The organism is Salinivibrio sp. IB282 (assembly GCF_001995685.1).
In the GTDB taxonomy this organism is placed as follows: Bacteria; Pseudomonadota; Gammaproteobacteria; order Enterobacterales; family Vibrionaceae; genus Salinivibrio; species Salinivibrio kushneri.
On sequence record NZ_MUET01000015.1, the window covers coordinates 1 to 19,221 of the forward strand.

The 19,221-nt window shown below is 51.1% G+C and carries 12 protein-coding genes; 7 read left to right on the plus strand and 5 right to left on the minus strand.

The window, feature by feature from the left end:
- Positions 1–59 precede the first annotated feature (59 nt).
- The 6 genes from BZG14_RS04900 (at position 60) to BZG14_RS04925 (ending at position 12,046) form a co-directional block, all read left to right on the plus strand.
- Positions 60–4,403, plus strand: a complete 4,344-nt coding sequence (locus BZG14_RS04900; protein ID WP_077608138.1) for a beta strand repeat-containing protein — start codon at positions 60–62, stop codon at positions 4,401–4,403.
- Positions 4,404–4,465: 62 nt separating this feature from the next.
- Positions 4,466–6,631 carry a type I secretion system permease/ATPase gene (locus BZG14_RS04905; protein ID WP_077608139.1) on the plus strand — a complete coding sequence of 722 codons (2,166 nt, stop codon included), beginning with the start codon at positions 4,466–4,468 and terminating at the stop codon, positions 6,629–6,631.
- Positions 6,628–8,022, plus strand: coding sequence for an HlyD family type I secretion periplasmic adaptor subunit (locus tag BZG14_RS04910; RefSeq protein WP_077608140.1), 1,395 nt, complete (start codon positions 6,628–6,630; stop codon positions 8,020–8,022). Before BZG14_RS04905 ends, BZG14_RS04910 begins: the two co-directional genes overlap by 4 nt.
- Before the next feature lie 25 nt (positions 8,023–8,047).
- Positions 8,048–9,436: a TolC family outer membrane protein gene (locus BZG14_RS04915; RefSeq protein WP_077461813.1), complete on the plus strand. Its 1,389-nt coding sequence runs from the start codon at positions 8,048–8,050 to the stop codon at positions 9,434–9,436.
- Positions 9,436–10,038: an OmpA family protein gene (locus BZG14_RS04920; protein WP_077608141.1), complete on the plus strand. Its 603-nt coding sequence runs from the start codon at positions 9,436–9,438 to the stop codon at positions 10,036–10,038. Before BZG14_RS04915 ends, BZG14_RS04920 begins: the two co-directional genes overlap by 1 nt.
- Before the next feature lie 58 nt (positions 10,039–10,096).
- Entirely contained in the window at positions 10,097–12,046 is a 1,950-nt protein-coding gene (locus BZG14_RS04925) for a bifunctional diguanylate cyclase/phosphodiesterase (RefSeq protein WP_077608142.1), read from the plus strand.
- Here the strand turns inward: BZG14_RS04925 and rimI are convergent.
- From rimI to BZG14_RS04940, 3 genes are read right to left on the minus strand one after another with little or no spacing between them, the layout of a single operon-like run.
- The gene (rimI, locus tag BZG14_RS04930; RefSeq protein WP_077608143.1) at positions 12,043–12,504 is read right to left on the minus strand and encodes a ribosomal protein S18-alanine N-acetyltransferase; all 462 of its coding nucleotides are present in this window, start codon (positions 12,502–12,504) and stop codon (positions 12,043–12,045) included. The two genes, BZG14_RS04925 and rimI, sit on opposite strands and share 4 nt — an antisense overlap.
- A complete protein-coding gene (locus tag BZG14_RS04935; RefSeq protein WP_077486516.1) occupies positions 12,497–12,889 on the minus strand; it encodes a DNA polymerase III subunit psi in 393 nt (130 codons plus the stop codon). Before BZG14_RS04935 ends, rimI begins: the two co-directional genes overlap by 8 nt.
- 13 nt (positions 12,890–12,902) lie before the next feature.
- Positions 12,903–13,307: a GNAT family N-acetyltransferase gene (locus BZG14_RS04940; protein WP_069362763.1), complete on the minus strand. Its 405-nt coding sequence runs from the start codon at positions 13,305–13,307 to the stop codon at positions 12,903–12,905.
- Positions 13,308–13,641: 334 nt separating this feature from the next.
- Between BZG14_RS04940 and BZG14_RS04945 the strand changes: the two genes are divergently transcribed.
- Positions 13,642–15,750 (plus strand): sensor domain-containing protein, encoded by a 2,109-nt coding sequence (locus tag BZG14_RS04945; protein ID WP_077608144.1) that lies wholly within the window; start codon positions 13,642–13,644, stop codon positions 15,748–15,750.
- A gap of 87 nt (positions 15,751–15,837) precedes the next feature.
- Here BZG14_RS04945 and nlpI read toward each other — a convergent pair whose 3' ends face one another.
- Positions 15,838–16,716: a lipoprotein NlpI gene (nlpI, locus tag BZG14_RS04950; RefSeq protein WP_077608145.1), complete on the minus strand. Its 879-nt coding sequence runs from the start codon at positions 16,714–16,716 to the stop codon at positions 15,838–15,840.
- Positions 16,717–16,784: 68 nt separating this feature from the next.
- Positions 16,785–18,923: a polyribonucleotide nucleotidyltransferase gene (pnp, locus tag BZG14_RS04955; protein ID WP_077608146.1), complete on the minus strand. Its 2,139-nt coding sequence runs from the start codon at positions 18,921–18,923 to the stop codon at positions 16,785–16,787.
- Between the last annotated feature and the right edge of the window lie 298 nt (positions 18,924–19,221).

Genomic DNA, 19,221 nt, shown 5'->3' on the forward strand with positions numbered 1-19,221 from the left:
AACCAGGGCAGCGTGGATGACACCGCGACGCTGGATACGGCGGCCCCAACCAGGGCAGCGTGGATGACACCGCGACGCTGGATACGGCGGCCCCAGGCGAAGGTGGCGATAGCAGCAACAGCATCGCGTTCGACGATGCCGATGGCCTGATCAACGACAACGAACAAACCGCCGTGACCTTCAGCGGCACGGTGGAAGACGGTGCGGCGATAGACAGCATCGTGATCACCGACGGCCAGGGTGGCAGCGTCACCGTGGAYGCGAACGACATCASCGTGAGCGGCAACGAYGTCAGCGTGGACGCCCAAGACCTGAGCAGCCTGGCCGATGGCGAGTTGACGGTGACCATGACGGTGACCGATGAAGCCGGAAACCAGGGCAGCGTGGATGACACCGCGACGTTGGATACGGCGGCCCCAGACACCGGTGATGGCAGCAACCGCATCGCGTTCGACGATGGCCTGATCAACGACAGCGAACAAAGCGACGTCACGTTCAGCGGCACGGTGGAAGACGGTGCGACGGTCAACAGCATTGTGATCACTAATAGTGCTGGAGGCAGCTTTGGATCGATTGGTGGCATAGATATTAATGACACCAATCCAGGAGGAAGCATCACTGTCGATAGTGGCGACATTAGCGTGGATGGTAATGGCAAGGTAACGGTCACAGGCCAAGACCTGAGCAGCCTGGCCGATGGCGAGTTGACGGTGACCATGACGGTGACCGATGAAGCCGGCAACCAGGGCAGCGTGGATGACACCGCGACGCTGGATACCACGGCCCCTACACTGAGCATTGATAGCCCCATCGAATCCGATAATGTTGTCAACGCGAGTGAGGCGACGGATGTCCTGGTCAGTGGCACCACGAGTGCCGAGGACGGTCAGGAAGTTACTGTTGACTTCAGTGACGGCGTCTCTGTCGTTACGATCACGGCCTCGGTCAATGGGGGTGAGTGGACCTTGTTAAACAATGAAGTGAACCTGACAAGTCTGGTCGACACTTTTATCACTGTGAACGCCGACGTTACGGACGCTGCGGGCAACCCGGCGACGTCGGCCAAGGACGTTATTACGCTGGACACCACGCCGCCGACGCTCGAGACGGTGGTACTCGACGACACCGAGATCAGCGAAGCCGATGACGGTAACACCGTCACCGCGACCTTTACCTTCTCGGAAGAGATGGATACAAGCGTTGAACCGATCATTGACAACAATGCCGATACTACCTTGACCGACCCGATTAACGGCACATGGTCAAGCGATGGTACGGAATATTCGCTGGAATACACCGTTGTCGATGACAATGTTGAGCTTGGTAATGTGACCTTTGATGTCTCGGACGCCATGGATACCGCCGGTAACACCATGGCAGGAGTGACTAGCGAGTCGACTGATCCTGAATCTGAGGTTGACACTATCGCCCCTGACTCTCCTGATGACATTGATTTTGTTTTATTAGAAGACACGATCAGCGGCACAGCAGAGCCCGGTGCTACTATCAAGGTTTTTGACGACAATGGTAATGAAGTCACATTGGCTACGCCACCTGAAGCCGATAACAACGGTGACTGGTCGATCACCATAAGCGATATTAATGGCATAAATACGGCAGAAGGCGTGGATGGCTACGCCTTTACTGCGAATGACAGCGTCGGCAATGAGTCCGGTAAGTCCTACCTCRTTTCAAGCTGGACAACACTAGATGCTTTGAGAGAGAACCCAGAGGCTGACTTCACGCTGACTCAGAGCCTGACCACTGAGCAAAGTGATTACGCAGAGTTTAATAGCGACGGCACGGGCTGGGATCCGATTGCCAATTTCACCGGCAACTTCAACGGTAACGGTTTCAATATTGAAGGGCTGACCATTGATAAGCCAGAAGTGGAAAATGTCGGTTTGTTTGAGACCATTGATGGCGGCACCGTTAAGGATGTGAACCTGGTTGATGCCACTATCATCGGGGGAGAGAGAACAGCCTCTCTGGCAGGCAGCACCACAAATACGACTATTGACAATGTCGATGTTATCAATGGCCAGATTGACGGTGACGATTTTTACGCGGCTGGTTTGGTCGGGTACGTTATTGGCGGCAGTGCCAGTGAGGTTTCGTTTGAGGGTAATGTCACCGGTCGTCTCAGTGCCGGTGGTATATTTGGTCGTATGGATAATGGTCCAGATAGCGATGCGCCCATCCTAGAGCAAGCTTATTCGAAGGGTACCGTTGAGAGAACAGATGACACTGAGCCTTTCAGACAGTTTCATGCCGTCGGCGGCCTGGTGGCCGATGCGATAAAAGGCGCTACTATCCAAAATTCGTTTTCCATAGCCGAGGTTATCGGTACCTATAACGGGTATACAGGTGGTATTGCCGGACGTACAGCTTTTAATGGTACAACATTAGAAAACGTCTACGCTGCCGGTGAGTTATCCTCAGAAGGTACCACGGGTGGTCTGATAGGCTTAATGATAAGCGGTCAACAGATCAATGCTTACTATGATGCAGACGTGACTAAGCGGGGGGTGGAAAAAGGGTCTACAAACGACACGAATGAACCTGTAGGCACCGCACTGAATACTGAACAGATGATCGGTAAAGTGGCAGGGCTTGACGGTTTTGATGAGACCATCTGGACGTTGGTGGAAGATCAGTACCCGATTCTTACTGCATTGGAGGAAACGCCTCAGCTTGTTATTCCAGATCCATCAACGGTTGAAGAAACACCTGAAATTACTAACGTTGCGCTGACGTCTGCTGTTGGTCGAGAAAACGGTTTCCTCAACGAAAGTACGCTAGTACATAATAGCGACGGCGTTTTGGAAGAAACGCAAGACTCTGTCACTGCCACCATCACCACTAATATGGCGGTTGAATTTGATACCACCAATGGCACCCCGTCGCTGGATCTTGTTATTGGCTCAGAAACCGTTGAAGCAGTGTATTCTGGCAACCCTGACGGCAATACCTTGCAGTTCACGTATACGATTCAGGCGGGAGATAACGATGCCAATGGCATCTCGATTCCAGCAAATGGGCTAAATCTAAATGGTGCTATTGTGGGGGATTTGGCGGATCTGTCAGGTGAGTCTATTGTTGGTCTCACGTTTGATGCTGTGGCTGATAACTCTGGCTATAAAGTCGATACCATCGATCCGAATGCACCATCCGGTATGACAGAGGAACAAATTACGCTTGATGGGGGAGGTACTACTGATGGTATTACCGGTACTTCGGAAACGAACTCAACCATTACTGTGTTTGATGCTAATGACAATGAAGTTGCTAGCACTAGCACTGAACCAAATGCTACTGCCTGGCAGATAGCCTTGAGTGAATTCTCTACACCATATACTGGGACTCTATCAGACTACACCTTCCAAACCACGGATCTGGCTGGTAATGATTCTGTCATAGTGGATTCTACTGGTAATGTAGTGACTCCAGTGGTACTGGATCTTAATCAAGATGGTACGCTGCATTACGCTGATACCGAGGTTGCGTTACCAGGCCTTGATGGCTCGACCACCGCCTGGGCCGGCGCGCAAGATGGTGTGCTGATGTGGGATAAGAATGGCGATGGTAGCCTGACGGATCTGGAACAGATTGCTTTCACTGAGTTGGGTGGTGAAACGGATCTGGAAGGTCTGGCCCTTGGCTTTGACAGTAACGGTGACGGTGTCTTTGATGCCAACGACAACGGCTTTGATGAGTTTGGTGTCTGGCAGGATGCCGACAGCAACGGCGAGTTGAATGCCGGTGAATTCCTGACGCTTGAAGACGTGGGTATTGTCTCTACAAACCTGGAAAGCGACGGGGAGGAGCGTCAACCCGCTGATGGTGTACAGGAGGCTGGACGCGGCACCGCCACCCTGGCAGACGGCACCGAAATGCTGCTCTCAGACGCAGCCTTCGAATACACCGCCATCCAGGAAGACGACCAGAACAAGGACGGCGGAGGTACCGGTAGCGATAAATTCCAGTGGTCGCTGGATGATATGCCATCGTCTGCCGATGGCGATGGGACTGAAACCGATGTCATTGTCGATTTTGATAACCAAGGTGACACGCAAGACACCCTTTCGTTTGTCGATGATTTAACCCAGCTCATCAAAGACGGGCACGTGTCGATTTCATGGCAAACCACTGACAGTGGTGAGGCTGAGGGCACCTTGACCATTGGCCTTGATGCCGATGGTGATAACCAAATGGATCAGTTCATTAATATTGAAAGCCTCAATATTGTTACCAGCAGCGGTGGTCAGCAAGAAGTAGTGATCAACACCTTGATTAATGGTGAAGAAGGAGAGCTACGACTCACACAAGGTGATGATAATGCCGACCTTTCAATGGGGAATAATCCAGATTTAGAGATCAAAGTGGATACGGCGGACTGGTAATCACCCTCAGGCAGCGGCTATCATGTCGCTGCCTTTTGTTTTCGGTCAAAAGAGAGATGTAAGTGACTGACCTTTCAAATAATAATCAATCGGTGCAGTGGCGAATCGCAGCGGGCGAACAGCCCACCGACGATCCCTTGCTAGATTGTTTGGTATTACTGACCGAACACTATGGCACCCCCTGCTCGGGGGATGCGCTCGTCGCAGGTCTGCCGATGACCAATGCGCTACTCACGCCCGATATGTTTCCACAAGCGGCAGGGCGCGCCGGTTTGGCCGCACGCTTGTCACGTCGCAACCTGGATAACTTAGGGCCGTTATTGCTCCCTTGCGTGTTACTGTTAGCAGACCAAAAAGCCTGTGTATTACGTGAGATCGATAATGAAGCCGGTACTGCATTAATTCAGCTTCCAGAAAATGGTGGTGAACAAACCATGCAGCTCGAAGCGCTCGAGTCGATGTATGTGGGCTACTGCTTTTTGATCAAGCGCCAGTACCGCGGCGATCAATCAGTCGACTTACATCTGCATGACAATAAGATCCATTGGTTCTGGCAAACGGTCAAAGACGCGGCGCCTATTTATCGCGATGCGTTGCTCGCCTCCGTGTTGGTGAACCTCTTTGCTTTAGTGTCGCCGCTGTTCGTCATGAACGTCTATGACAAGATCGTTCCTAATTTGGCGTTTGAATCCTTGTGGGTGTTAGCTAGCGGCGCCACCTTGGCCTACTGCTTTGACTTTATCATGCGCAAGTTGCGCTCCTACATGATTGATATGGCCGGGAAGAAAGTCGATATTATTGTTTCGTCTCGACTGTTTGCAAGGCTGATGGGTACGCCGCTGGCCAATCGTGGCGGCAGTGTGGGGGCCACGGCCAAACAGTTGGGGGAGTTCGACTCTGTGCGAGACATGCTCACCTCGGCGACTATCACCACCTTGGTTGATTTGCCGTTTGCGGTTTTCTTTATCACGATTATTTATCTAGTCGCGGGCGATCTGGCCATGGTGCCGGTCGTGGCTGGGTTACTGATCTTGGGCTACACCATCTCGGTCCAGCCTAAATTGCGCGCAGCGATTGAAGAGAGTAATAAATACGCTTCTGAGCGCCATGGCCATCTCATTGAGAGTTTATCGGCGTTAGAGGGCATCAAAGCTAATGGCGCCGAAGGCATCGTGCAGCGCAGTTGGCAGCAAATGACCGCGCACACGGCGAATTGGAACTTTAAAGTCAAACAAATCACCAATAACGTTTCTTACATTGCCACTTTCATCACCCAGATGATGGCGATCGCCGTGGTGATCCTGGGGGTGTATCGGGTGGCGGACGGCGATATCTCCATGGGGGGGATCATCGCCGCAGTGATGCTTTCCAGCCGAGCGGTGTCACCCATGGCGCAAATGGCGAGTTTGCTCAACCGTTGGAATCAAACCAGCACCTCGCTGCGCCAACTGAATGCGATGATGGAGCAAGAGGATGAGTTTGCTGATAAAGGGCACCTTGTCAGTCGTAAACGCCTTAAAGGTGAACTCAGTGCCGATAACTTGGCCTTTAATTATCCAGAGACGGAAAAACCGGCGCTTTATCCATTGAATTTTCGCGTTCAGCCGGGTGAAGTAATCGCCATCTTAGGTAAAAATGGCTCGGGTAAAACCACCTTACTAAAACTGTTAGCCGGCCTTTTTCAGCCCCACCAAGGCAGTTTACGGTTTGATGGCGTCGATAGCCGTCAAATCCATCCTTCAGATTTGCGTCGCAACGTGGGCTATTTGGCACAAGATGTGACGCTGTTTCATGGCACTATTCGCGAAAACATTATGTTTGGTACGCGCCAAGTCACTGAGCACCAGCTGATGCGTGCGGTGCAGCTGTCAGGCGTGAGTTTGTTTACCGCGCAAGACCACGAAGGCCTAGATAAACAGGTGGGAGAGCGTGGCGAACGCCTTTCTCGCGGTCAGAGGCAAGCGGTGTCTTTAGCACGGGCGTTGCTTAATGAGCCGCCTGTATTGGTGATGGATGAACCGACGGCTAGTTTAGACGCGCATGCCGAAAACCAATTTATTAAAGCCATGGAAGTGGCGGCCAAATCACGAACACTGGTGATGGTGACCCATAACATGTCACTGCTCAACCTCGCGCAGCGGGTGATTGTGATGGACAAAGGACGCATTGTGATGGATGGTCCGCGTGACAAAGTCCTCAGTAAGCTCAACAAAGGAAATGCGTCATGAGCAAGATCGTTAAAAAGGCCAGCCAACCCGCTGATCTCGACATGATTGACGATGTTTATGGCGCGATGATGACAGATACCCCGCTCAAGTACCGTGCGGTGGTTTGGGTTGCCTTGCTGCTGATTGCAAGCTTTATTGTATGGGCCGCGGTGGCGGAGCTGGACCGGGTCACTCGGGGCAGTGGTAAAGTCATTCCTCCTTCTCATGTCCAGCTGATCCAAAGCCTAGATGGTGGCATTTTGCAGGCGATGTATGTTGATGAAGGGCAATTGGTTGAAAAAGGAATGCCTCTCGCGCGTATTGATGCCACCCGCTTTCGTTCCGATCTGGCTCAGCAAGAGCAAGAAATTGACAGTTTGCGAGCTTCGGTCACGCGCATGTACAGTGAACTTGATAGTGTCATTCTGCAGCCACCTAGCCAGCCATGGCAGCAACAGATTGAGATTGTGCCGCGTCCCATCAGTTTTCCTGATTCACTCACCAGCCGTAAACCCCAGTTAATTGCACGGCAAAAGTCAGAATATCGGAGCCGACTGGACAGTCTACGTAATCAACTGGATATTCAGGGACAACAAATCGTTCAGAAACGCCAAGCGTTGGAAGAAGTGGCGTCCAAGATAAAAACGCTAACTAACTCGTTATCGATTATGGATCGTGAGATCAATATCACACGTCCTTTGGTAAAAAAGAAGATTGTCTCAGAAGTGGAGCTTCTCAAACTGGAAAGACAGATCAATGATATGCAGGGTGAGCTGACCAACTTAAGACTGTCGCGGCCTAAAATTAAAGCAGCGTTAGATGAATCTATCTTAAAACGCCGTGAGGCTGCTTTGCAGTTTATTGGTGAGACACGGGCCAAGCTGAGTGAAAGCGAGGCACGGCTGTCTCGACTCACAGAGGCGACCGTCGGGGCACAAGACAAAGTGAACAAAGCCGAGATTACTTCACCTGTCGATGGCACAGTGAAAACGGTGCACATCAACACATTGGGTGGTGTCGTGGGCCCTGGGGAAGATGTGATAGAAATTGTACCCACTGAAGATCAGCTGCTCGTACAAGTGAAAATTTTGCCCAAAGACATTGCATTTTTACATCCTGGGTTACCGGCCGTTGTAAAAGTCACCGCGTATGACTTTACCCGCTATGGCGGGCTAGACGGTAAAGTGGAGCACATTAGTGCCGATACCACACAGGATGAAGAAGGGAATAGCTTTTACCTCGTGCGAATCAGGACTGAGGCATCGCACTTAACGCGGGATGATGGCACGCCGATGCCGATTATTCCTGGCATGCTGACCTCGGTTGATATTATTACCGGCAAGCGCACGGTGTTGGATTATCTTCTCAATCCTATTTTACGGGCAAAAGAAAACGCACTACGCGAGCGCTAAATAATTACAAACAAGGAGAAACAAGATGCCGACCCTTTCGCATCTGTGTCATAAAACGCGCATAACGGCTATCGCGCTAGCCATGGGTTTGATTTCACCCGTTGCAATATCGCAAACATTGGAGCAAGCGGTGGCTCGCTCACTCGAGTCTCATCCACAAATACGTGAAGCCTTTGCGCGCTATAAAGCGCGTGAGCAATCCATAGACCAAGCCAAAGCCGGTTATTATCCCACACTGGATGCGACCGCTGGTGTGGGGCAGGAGTGGACGGACTCACCAGGCACTCGCCGTGATACCAGCACGGATGATGAAGTAGACCTAACTCGTCGTGAGCTTGGGTTATCATTACGCCAAATGCTTTTTGATGGCTTTCGTACCCAACATGAAGTGGCGCGGACACAAAACGAAGCCACGGCCGAGCAGTGGGGCTTGATTGCCACCGCAGAAGATAAAGCGTTGGAAGTGTCACGCATTTATCTGGATGTGCTCGTAGCTGAAGAGATTGTGATCCTGGCAGAAAAAAACCTAGATAACCACCAGGAAATCTACGATGCGATTGAAGAAAGCAATCAAGGTGGATTTGCCAAAGCCAGCGACTTGTCTCAGGTGACAGGACGCTTGGCGCGTGCGAACGCAAACTTAATGTCGGCGCGCAATAACCTCGCCGATGCGCGTAGTGCTTTTATGAAGGTCGTCGGTATCGCACCTGAGGATTTACACTTACCTAGACCCGACGCCGCGATGTTGCCTCAATCACTGGATGCTACCTTGGATATGGCGTTAGATAACCATCCGCGTTTGCAATCTGCACAAGCAGATATTGCGGCGGCGAATGCAGCCCGTGATGGCTCTCGTGCTGCGTATTTACCGACCATCAACATAGAAGTCGATGCTAATTGGAACGAAAACATTGGTGGCGAAGATGGTGCGGGTCCGCCGGACGTCGGTGGCGAGAATAATAATGTCCAAGCCATGGTACGCATGCGCTATAACTTATTTAATGGTGGTGCCGATCGCGCCCGAGAGCGACAAACGGCTTATCAAACTATCGAGGCACGAGAAATCAATGAGATGACCCATCGCCAAGTGGTTGAAGGGGCCACTTTAGCCTGGAACGCGCGAACCTATCTTGAACAGCAGCGTGACTTTATGCGCCAACATGTCGAAGCCGCTACCGATACCCGAGATGCCTATCGCGAAGAGTTTCGCCTCAATGCGCGGACGCTTTTGGATGTATTGGACTCGCAAAATGAGTTGTTTGAAACACGCCGTGAATACCTAAGTAAAGAAGCCGATGAGCGGTATGCACAATATCGAATATTAAACGCTACCGGGCAATTACTGGCCTCACTAAGAATCGATACGCCTGCAAGCTGGGACACGGCATCGCTGTACAGTGAGGGGAGTGAATAATGAAGCAGTTGAGKTTACTTCTTTTTACCGGGCTCATGATCAGTGGCTGTGCGCCACAGTCGGTTGATCCCATGGAAACGAAGATCACACAAAGCCGTGACCTCACCGATCAAGACAAAGATGGTGTAATTGCCGCGCGCGATCAGTGTAACGCGACGCTTGAACAAGCTCGAGTTAATAATGAAGGATGCCCGCAAGAGCGAATAGAAACCGCATCGTTCGAGCTGAATATCCAATTTACTACGGATTCGGCCCAGGTTCGTGAGAGTCAGTATGGCGATATCCGTGATCTTGCCGAATTTATGCGCCGTTATCCTAAGGCGTCGGTACTCATTGAAGGTCATGCCAGTAAAGTGGGTGCGGCGAGCTACAATTTAGCATTGTCACAGCGACGCGCAGAGGCGATTGCGGACGTGCTCGTTAATCAGTTTTACCTTGACCGCAGTCGTGTTAGCGCGCAAGGCTTCGGTGAGACACGCCCATTAATCGATGCTGAGACAGACAGAGCCAATGAAACAAATCGTCGAGTGGTCGCGACTGTTTCTGGCGAACACGGCATAACGGAGAAACGATGGACTATTTATTCATCGGAATCAGATTAGCGGCTACGCCAATGGCCACTTCGATAGTCATTGCACGCATCGGCTGGCGAGGCGCGCAATGACACTGCATCAACGTGTGCTTTCGTTTGTCGTCGCCGCTACTGTGGTCACTGTATTGGTGACCACAGCAGTGGTATTTCAGTTGAGCGCGGAGCAACGCAAACAACAGCAGCAGCAACAATCAAACTTACTCAGTAAGACGCTGGCTGAAGCGCTGCCCGCGGTACTTGAACAAAGTGATGGACAACGACTCACGCAGTTAGCTTCCCAGTTTATCAGTATGCCCCAAGTGAGTCAGATCACGATCGAGCCCATGCTATCTGGGGAACGCCAAGTATGGGAATCTGACCGCCCGGCAATGCATGTGCCGAATTGGTTTGCGACAGCGACGGGTTTAACGGTGAACACAACCTCCGTCTCGGTGAGCAACGGCTGGACACAGTTAGCGAAGCTGACCATGACGTTCGATCCTCATCAAGACATTGCTGAGTTATGGCAACGACTGGTGCGATTAGTCGGTTGGTTATTGGCTGCGGGTGTGGCCGTTATTGTCGCCGCGTCTTTTATGTTCCGTCGTGTTACCGTCCCTCTGGGGGAGCTCAGTCAGCGACTGACGTCGTTAGGACATGGTGATTTTCATCCGACACAAGTGTCAACCAGTGTGAGTGATTTATCGGCACTGCAAAACGCCTTTAATCTTGCCGGGCAACAAGTCGCACGGATGCAGCAATCACAACAAGACGAATTGGCACGCTTGCGCGATAAACTCATGGTTGATCCGGTATCACGCTTACCGAACCGTGGCTATTTTCAGCACCAGCTGCAAAGCTTTATCAACGATGAAGTCGGTTGCAGCTTAATTCTGTTAGAGGCGGATTGGTTATCACGTTTACGTGCGCGTTACGGATATCAATACCGGGATCAATGTTGGCGATTACTAGGAGAAGCGTTAACGCAGGAGAGCTTAGCCAGCACGCATCAAGTCGTGGCAAGGTTGAGTCATAATGAAATCGCGATCTTGCTGGTTACCGATGAAGAGAAAGTATTACGGCGTTACTTACGCCAGTTATTACGGGTGATCAATCAAGAGCTAGAGAATATCTCGCTACCGGTCAATCAAGGCTTTCACTTAGGTATTGCGCAAACGCGTACCGACGAGACGATGAGCCTGATGGCGAAAGCGGATAATGCATTACAACACGCGAAGCGCCAAAACGAGGTTTACTTTTGGCCAACGGATGAACAAGTTGATAGCCGGACCCGAGAACAATGGCGGCATATTTTGCTTGATGCGTTGCACAAAAACCCATTAGCGTTTTATGCCCAACCGGTTCGTCATCGTGATAATCAATATAATTGGCATCAAGAGGTGTACGCACACCTTTGGGTGGACRATAGCTGGTTATCTGCGGGTCAGTTGCTCAACCGTATTGAGATGTATGCATTAGGCGAAGAGTTTGATATTCATGTGCTAAATAGGGTGAGTGACTACCTTAATAAAAACCCWCACAGTGACAAGCTTGCGATCAATCTCACCATCGAAAGTGTCCAAAGCCAAACATTCTATGATTGGTTAAGTCACTTTTTACTCAAAACCCATCTCGCCGATAAACTGGCGTTTGAAGTGTCAGAAAAAGCGGTGCATGCTGATCCTGAAGCTTGCAAGGCATTGTTTCGTTTAATCCGTGGTCAAGGCTTTGCCGTTGGGGTTGATCACTTTGGCCGTAATATGGATAACGTCGACTACATCAAAAATATCGAGCCTGATTATGTCAAATTGGATATCGGGTTTGGTCAGCAGTCGAGCGATGTGGATGATGTGTTCATTCGCATGTTGGTGAATATTGCCGCGTCTCGAGAGATTAAGGTGATTGCGACGGGCATTGAGCAATCAGAGCAGCATCAGTATTTTCATCAGTTGGGCTGCCACGGGTACCAGGGATATATTCTCCCTCCCATTCGGCTTGATAGTGACCACGCGCACGGTGGTCACGAGCGTCGCGACTAAGGTAGTCGTTTTTCCATTATCCACGCATCTTCACGACAGCCGTCGGCACAGCGGTAATACTGTTGCCGGCGGTGAACTACTTGGAAACCATGCTTTTGATAAAGTGCTTTGGCAGGCATGTTACTCTCTCTTACCTCTAGCCAAATACTGTCCGCCCCATCATGACGTAGTGTCGTTATCATCCCGTTTAAAAGTATCCATCCCCACCCTTGTCCCTGATAATCCGGATCGATAGCAATATTCAACAGCTCGGCTTCACCCGCGATACAGCGTGCATAAAAATAACCGATGATACATGAGGGAGCGGTGGTCAAGCGCAGTACGTAGTGATGGTCAAACTGATGAGACGAAACCGCCAGTTGTGAGGCTGACCATGGAAAGAGGTGGGCGCGCTGCTCAATGGCGGCGATCGCCGCAACATCGTCGTGATCAAGTGGGGTAATCTGATAATCACTCATACTGACAAATTTGACGCCAAAGATCGCGCTTAGCCGCAGGGTTATCGTGCATCTGCGCTAAAGGCTGTGAATACAAGCTTTTCACACCATCGACAATCACCTCAACAGAGCCAATATACCAACACCAGCTAAGGTGATGTTCGCCAAGGGCTGGCAACGCAGTATGGGGAAGTTGGCGAGCCTGTTCGGCATTTAATTTCATGCTTTTTAGGATGTTGCCAAATAGCCAAGCATCTTGCTCACTGAGAGTGTGATCACAAACCAGCAAGAGTTGGCAGTGGTCAGGCAATTGGATCACTTCTTGCTCACGGCCGTAGATTTCTGGGTGTCGCAATTGCCACACATCGAGATCCATGGCTTGCAAACGCTGGATATCCGTTAACATAGTTGGCTGACTCTCACGTTGACGTCGCGGCGGTGAGCTGTTTATACCACCAAATATCGTCCGGGTATAAGGGGGCAAACTCGGCCTGTTCGGCGGCGTCACTGGGGGCAATTTTTAACAGACTATAGCCCAGTTCAAACAAGGTAGACTCAGCCTCGTCTAACAGCGGCATCACCAAGTTTGCATCTGGGCTATGCCATAACGTAATTTCTTGGGTGTTATTGGCGGTTTGAGCGTCGGTGACGGCAATGTGCCCTAATATCTCTCCCATATCATCGGTCGCCAGGAGAGAAAGCGAGATCTGCCCCGTTTCGCGCAGCTGTTGGAGCTGATCGGCTTGCACGGGACGCATGAGCGTCTCTCGCCACCAACCGTCTAACCGAACCAGGTCGGCGGGCGCTTCTGTACGAATCATCATCACAGAGGTCGTGGTTATTAAATGGTGTAGCCAGAATAACGGATTCCCGATCCCGTGCAAGAGGTGACTGTCGTATGTGTTTGATGCTTACGCAGCTAAATGCATAAATAGTCAGCAAATTGTGTAATATGGCGACACAGTCTCTCCTGTTTACTGATTTTGAGTCCTTTATCTATTTTTACAGTAAAATATGCGGTATATAGTGAGAAAAGCTTGAACCCATGACGCGTGCCTCATAAAGTGCTACTGACAACAAAGTTAAAAGTGTCTAATATATGAGACGTTTGTCTTGCCAATGAGATGGTCGAGAGTGATTTCCAGATGTGAGCTTTTCATGCCAATATCGTCGTTAAATGATTGGTTCTACTGCTTAACCGATAATAGTCCGTTCCTTTTTGCCATTCTCGACAGCAATGATTGCTACCTTTACGCCAACCAACGCTATAGCGAGCTGTCTGGCTTGGCCTTGCCGTCGTTAAAGGGGTTATCAGATATCGATACCCTAGGCGAGGCGTTTTATCAGTCGGTCAAACCACATTATGACAAAGCCCGACGGGGTGAATGCGCCGAGGGAGAGGTGCTTCTTACTGATAACTACCATAGCACTAGCTTTCACTTCAGTGTTGCCCCCTTGCCGAATGTCGCTGATGAAAGTGGCAAGCCCTGCGTGATTTTTCATGCCGCAGATACCTCCGAACGCCAAGTATTAGCCAGTGCGCTCGAAGAGGCGGAGGAAAAATACCACCGTCTYAGTCAACTTATCGATGATGGCTGCTGCGTGGTTGAAGATGGCTGTATATTATCAGCGAACCCTGCAGCCGCTGGGTTATTGGGCGTCGGAAGTATCGATGCCTTGATGGGTGAGCCTTTATCAGACTATCTCGTGTCGACAGAGAAAGCATCTAGCACCATTGACAGCCTATCGCGTACGCCGCTTGGGCAAGGTGTGTCGGTAGTGAGTGCAAAAAACAGCGCGCCGCTGACGGTGAGCCAATCACCTATCCATCTTTTGGGCAAAAAAGCGCATATGCTGCGTCTACAACCTACAATGACTGACTCGTCGGTTAAGCGCTTAAAACCCACCGAAAAAGAGGATGCCAGCAAAATCGGTGAGCAACAATCCGCTTATACGGATGCCTTAACCGGTCTGTATAATCGCTATGGCTTCAGCCGAGAGTTGGATAGATTGATCAAAGCACAAACGCCGTTGGCCATGTTGTACCTTGATGTCGATAATTTTAAAAATATCAATGACTCTCTCGGACACCATGTTGGCGATCGTGTGCTTCAGGATATTGCTCAGCGTTTACGCGCCTTGCTCTCGGCGGATACCATTGTTGGCCACTTAGGCGGTGACGAATTTGCGGTGCTGCTGCCTAAGCCCGCAACGGACGACGCGCCTGATCAACTGGCCGACAAAGTCGTCGGTGCGATCAGCCAGCCTTTTGAGCTGCATTATTTTAGCAAGTATCTGGCGTGTTCAGTGGGAATGGTGCGTTATCCCGATGATGGTAAAGACGCGCGGCAGCTGCTGCAAAATGCCGATACCGCGATGTATGAGGCCAAAGAGCAAGGCCGAAACCGAGTGGTCGCCTATCATGACAGCATGAGTAAAGAAGCACGGATGCGGCTTTGGTTGGAAATCGAGCTACAAAAGGCCTTACAAAACAACGGCCTGGAAGTCTGGTATCAACCTAAGGTCAGTGCCAGTGATTATCGTATCAACGGTGCTGAAGCTTTGGTGCGTTGGAAACATCCGGTAGAGGGTTATATCAGTCCTGGGCGTTTTATTCCGGTCGCAGAGCGCTGCGGACTGATTGAAGCGCTTGGACGCCATGTGWTGCGCGAGGTCTTTCAAAACGTGCGGCGCTGGCGTCAACAAGGCATGCTGCCGGGACGAGTGGCGATTAACTTATCGCCAGAGCAATTTAGCAGCCCCAAGCTGACCGAGCATATGGAAAAGCTGATTAAAGCCACGGGCGCGAAACCAGAAGATATTACTTTTGAGTTAACGGAAAGCGCGGTGATGAAAAACGATGAGCATGCCCTGAATATGCTCAATGCGATTAAGTCACTGGGCTTTGCCCTCTCGATTGATGACTTTGGCACCGGCTACTCATCCTTGTCTTACCTTGCTCGTTTTCCGCTTGATGAGCTTAAAATTGACCGCGCGTTCATTCACGATATGGATGCTTTGAGTAAACAGGTGACGCTGGTGGAAAGCATTATTCATCTCGGCCGAGCCATGGAAATGACCGTGGTGGCAGAGGGGGTCGAAACCCGTCAGCAGGCGTCAGTGCTCACTAACCTGCACTGTGATACCATTCAAGGCTATTATTTTCACTCGCCCATGCCCAAGCACGCGTTTGAAAAGCTATTGCTGAAAAGTAAGCCCAACAAGCAACCACCACAGGCACTGGCACCCAGTGCGCAGATAAGCTAATCGGATACCTGTTGGTATTACTCAGGATCAAAAATAGAGCAGTGGGCCTGCTCTATTTTTATTTTTGAGGTGCTCAGGAATGAAATACTAGGGCCGACGATAGGCGAGCCGATTGAGCTCAAGTAACGCATAGCGGTGTTCGACAAACTCATACACGTTGCCTGACATGGCAAGCTTATACAATGCCACGGCGCGATCCTTGTCGCCTTGGAATTGATAGCGTTTAGCAAGGTAAAAGTAAGCTTCACATAAGCGTTCTGCGAGCCGTTCATTGTCTTCACCTTGCGAGGCAAGTTGCTCTAGCAGCTCACGTTCGCTGAGCTCACCGAGGTACATATCGACAAGCTGCCAGCCCCAACCCGCGGTCTCCGCATTCGCTTTCCGCGTTGCTAGCGCTTGTTGCGCCTTGGTTTCCCCCTTCCAATCGCGCTCCACTAAATAAAGCCAAATGAGGCGATAAGGATCGTCGCGATCTTCTTGGTAGTGATGGAGTAAGTCTTGATGGGCCAGGCGATAGCGCCCCCCGTAATAAAGGGCAATGCCTCTGTTGCGCGCGGCATAGCTGTGGCTATTATCCAGCTCTAACGTCGAGTCAAAGGCCTCGTAGGCAGCATCATAGTGGCCATTTTGGGTAAAATAGACGCCGAGAATATTAAACACATCAGGTTGATCAGGCTTGAGTGACAGCGATTGATTAAAATCCAATCGCGCCAAGTCGCGCATCCCTAAGCTATCATGCATGAGTCCACGCTCATAATGCAGCTGGGCGCGTGCATCGTCACTCAAATCATCGCGGGCAAGCAGCTGGTCTATACGTGCCAGATGCACTTCCTGTTGTAGCGTGGGCTGTAAGGGGACGGCCATAGGAGGAAAGGTCCACTGGCTGGTACAGCCGGTCAATAATAACAGCGCCAGAATAGCCAGAGGCTTATAAAATCCCGCCCGTGGCTGAGTAAAAATGGTCATGAAGGCGCATCTCCGTGTAAAAAAAAGGGGGCCTCAGCCCCCTTTATACCATGAATGACGATATGACTTTAAGCGTCAGTGCTTGGTGCTTCTTCTGCTGGCGCAGCATCAGCGGCGGGGGCTTGTTCAGCCGCCGCTTCTTTCATGCTCAAGCGGATGCGACCTTGACGGTCAACTTCCAGCACTTTCACGTCTACCTCTTGGCCGATTTCGAGATAATCAGACACCTTCTCAACGCGTTGATCAGCGATTTGAGAAATGTGAACCAGACCATCTTTGCCGCCAATCACTGAGACGAAGGCACCGAAGTCAACGATACGCTGAACCTTACCGGTATAGATACGGCCCACTTCGACTTCTGCCGTGAGCGCTTCGATGCGTGAAATGGCATCTTTAGCAGCTTCACCGTCGGTGGCCGCAATTTTCACGGTACCATTGTCGTCGATTTCAATTGTGGTGCCCGTTTCTTCGGTCAGCTGACGGATCACCGCGCCACCTTTACCAATCACATCACGGATCTTATCTGGGTTGATGCTCATGGTATGGATACGCGGGGCGAACTCAGAGATGTCGTCGCGTGCTGAGCCGATGGCTTGGTCCATCACATCGAGGATGTGTAAACGTGCGCCTTTGGCTTGGTTCAATGCGATTTGCATGATCTCTTTAGTGATCCCTTCGATTTTGATGTCCATCTGCAAAGCAGTGACACCGTCATCCGTACCGGCCACTTTAAAGTCCATATCACCGAGATGATCTTCATCACCTAAGATGTCGGAAAGCACAACGAAATCGTCGCCTTCTTTCACCAGACCCATGGCGATACCGGCCACGGATTTTTTCACCGGTACACCAGCATCCATCAGCGCAAGCGATGTGCCGCAGACAGATGCCATTGAGGAAGAGCCGTTGGATTCGGTGATCTCAGAGACTACACGCAGTGTGTACGGGAAGTCGTCCTGGCTTGGCATCACAGCAGCAATACCGCGTTTGGCTAGGCGACCATGGCCGATTTCGCGGCGCTTTGGTGAGCCAACAAAACCGGTTTCACCCACACAATAAGGAGGGAAGTTGTAGTGCAGCATGAAGCCTTCTTGGCGCTCACCCATGATTGAGTCAATGGTTTGCGCGTCACGCTGAGTACCCAATGTCGCGGTGACTAGCGCTTGCGTTTCACCACGGGTAAACAAGGCGCTGCCGTGTGTACGTGGTAATACGCCTGTACGCACGTCGAGGGCGCGAACCATGTCTTTCTCACGGCCATCAATACGTGGTTCACCGGCAATGATGCGGCTGCGTACGACTTTCTTTTCCAAGTCGCCGAGCATGCCTAGGATTTCACGCTCATCCAAGGTCTCGTCTTCGCCGAGTAGTGCAGCCACTACTTCCTGTTTCACCTGACCAATCTGCTCGTAACGGGCCATTTTTTCAGTGATTTGGTATGCCTGAGCCAATGGGCCTTGTGCCATTTCAGTCACACGGGTTTGTAGCGCCGCGTTCACTTCTGGCGCTTGCCAATCCCAAGTAGGCGTTCCCACTTCGGCGGCAAATTCTTTGATTGCGTTGATCGCGGTTTGCTGTTGCTCATGACCAAACATCACCGCTTGTAGCATTTGCTCTTCGCTTAGGCGATCCGCTTCAGACTCTACCATCAGCACCGCACCTTCAGTACCGGCGACCACAAGGTCAAGCTTGCTGTCGTCTAGCTCTGCTGGGCTTGGGTTAAGCACGAGTTCATCGTTGATGTAACCGACGCGCGCCGAGCCGATAGGGCCGTTGAATGGGATGCCTGAGATAGCGAGTGCTGCCGAGGTACCCAGCATGGCAACAATGTCAGGGCTCACCGCTGGGTTAACAGACACAACCGTCGCAATGACTTGGACTTCGTTTTTGAACGAGTCCGGGAATAGCGGACGGATAGGGCGGTCAATCAGACGTGCGGTCAGGGTTTCTGACTCAGAAGGGCGACCTTCGCGCTTGAAAAAACCACCTGGGATTTTACCTGCCGCGTAGGTACGCTCTTGGTAGTTAACCGTCAATGGGAAGAAGCTTTGGCCTTCAGCCGCTTCTTTTTTACCGACCACAGAAACGAATACCGAGGTATCGTCCATGCTAACCATGACAGCACCATTGGCTTGACGTGCCATCACGCCCGTTTCCAATGTCACTGTATGATTGCCGTACTGGAATGTTTTTACGATTGGATTCACAGATTATTTCCTTGTTGCTGAGGGATAAACCCGTTGGTTTATCTCACTAATTGTCGGCTTTCAGCTGCTCACCATCGCGACTAATGACAGCAGGCTGCGCGGGTGTTTGGCCTGCTTGGGCAGTGTGCTGTCAATAGTCGCGACCTTATGGTCGACGTTGTTGACTGTGTGACAGCTGAAAGTGGCGCTAATTATACACGTGCTTGGCCGATAACGACACCACGAGGCGGTCAAATGGCAACATTTGTGATGGGTTTGGCAAGCAATATTGACCCTAACGGATGCAGATAACACGGCG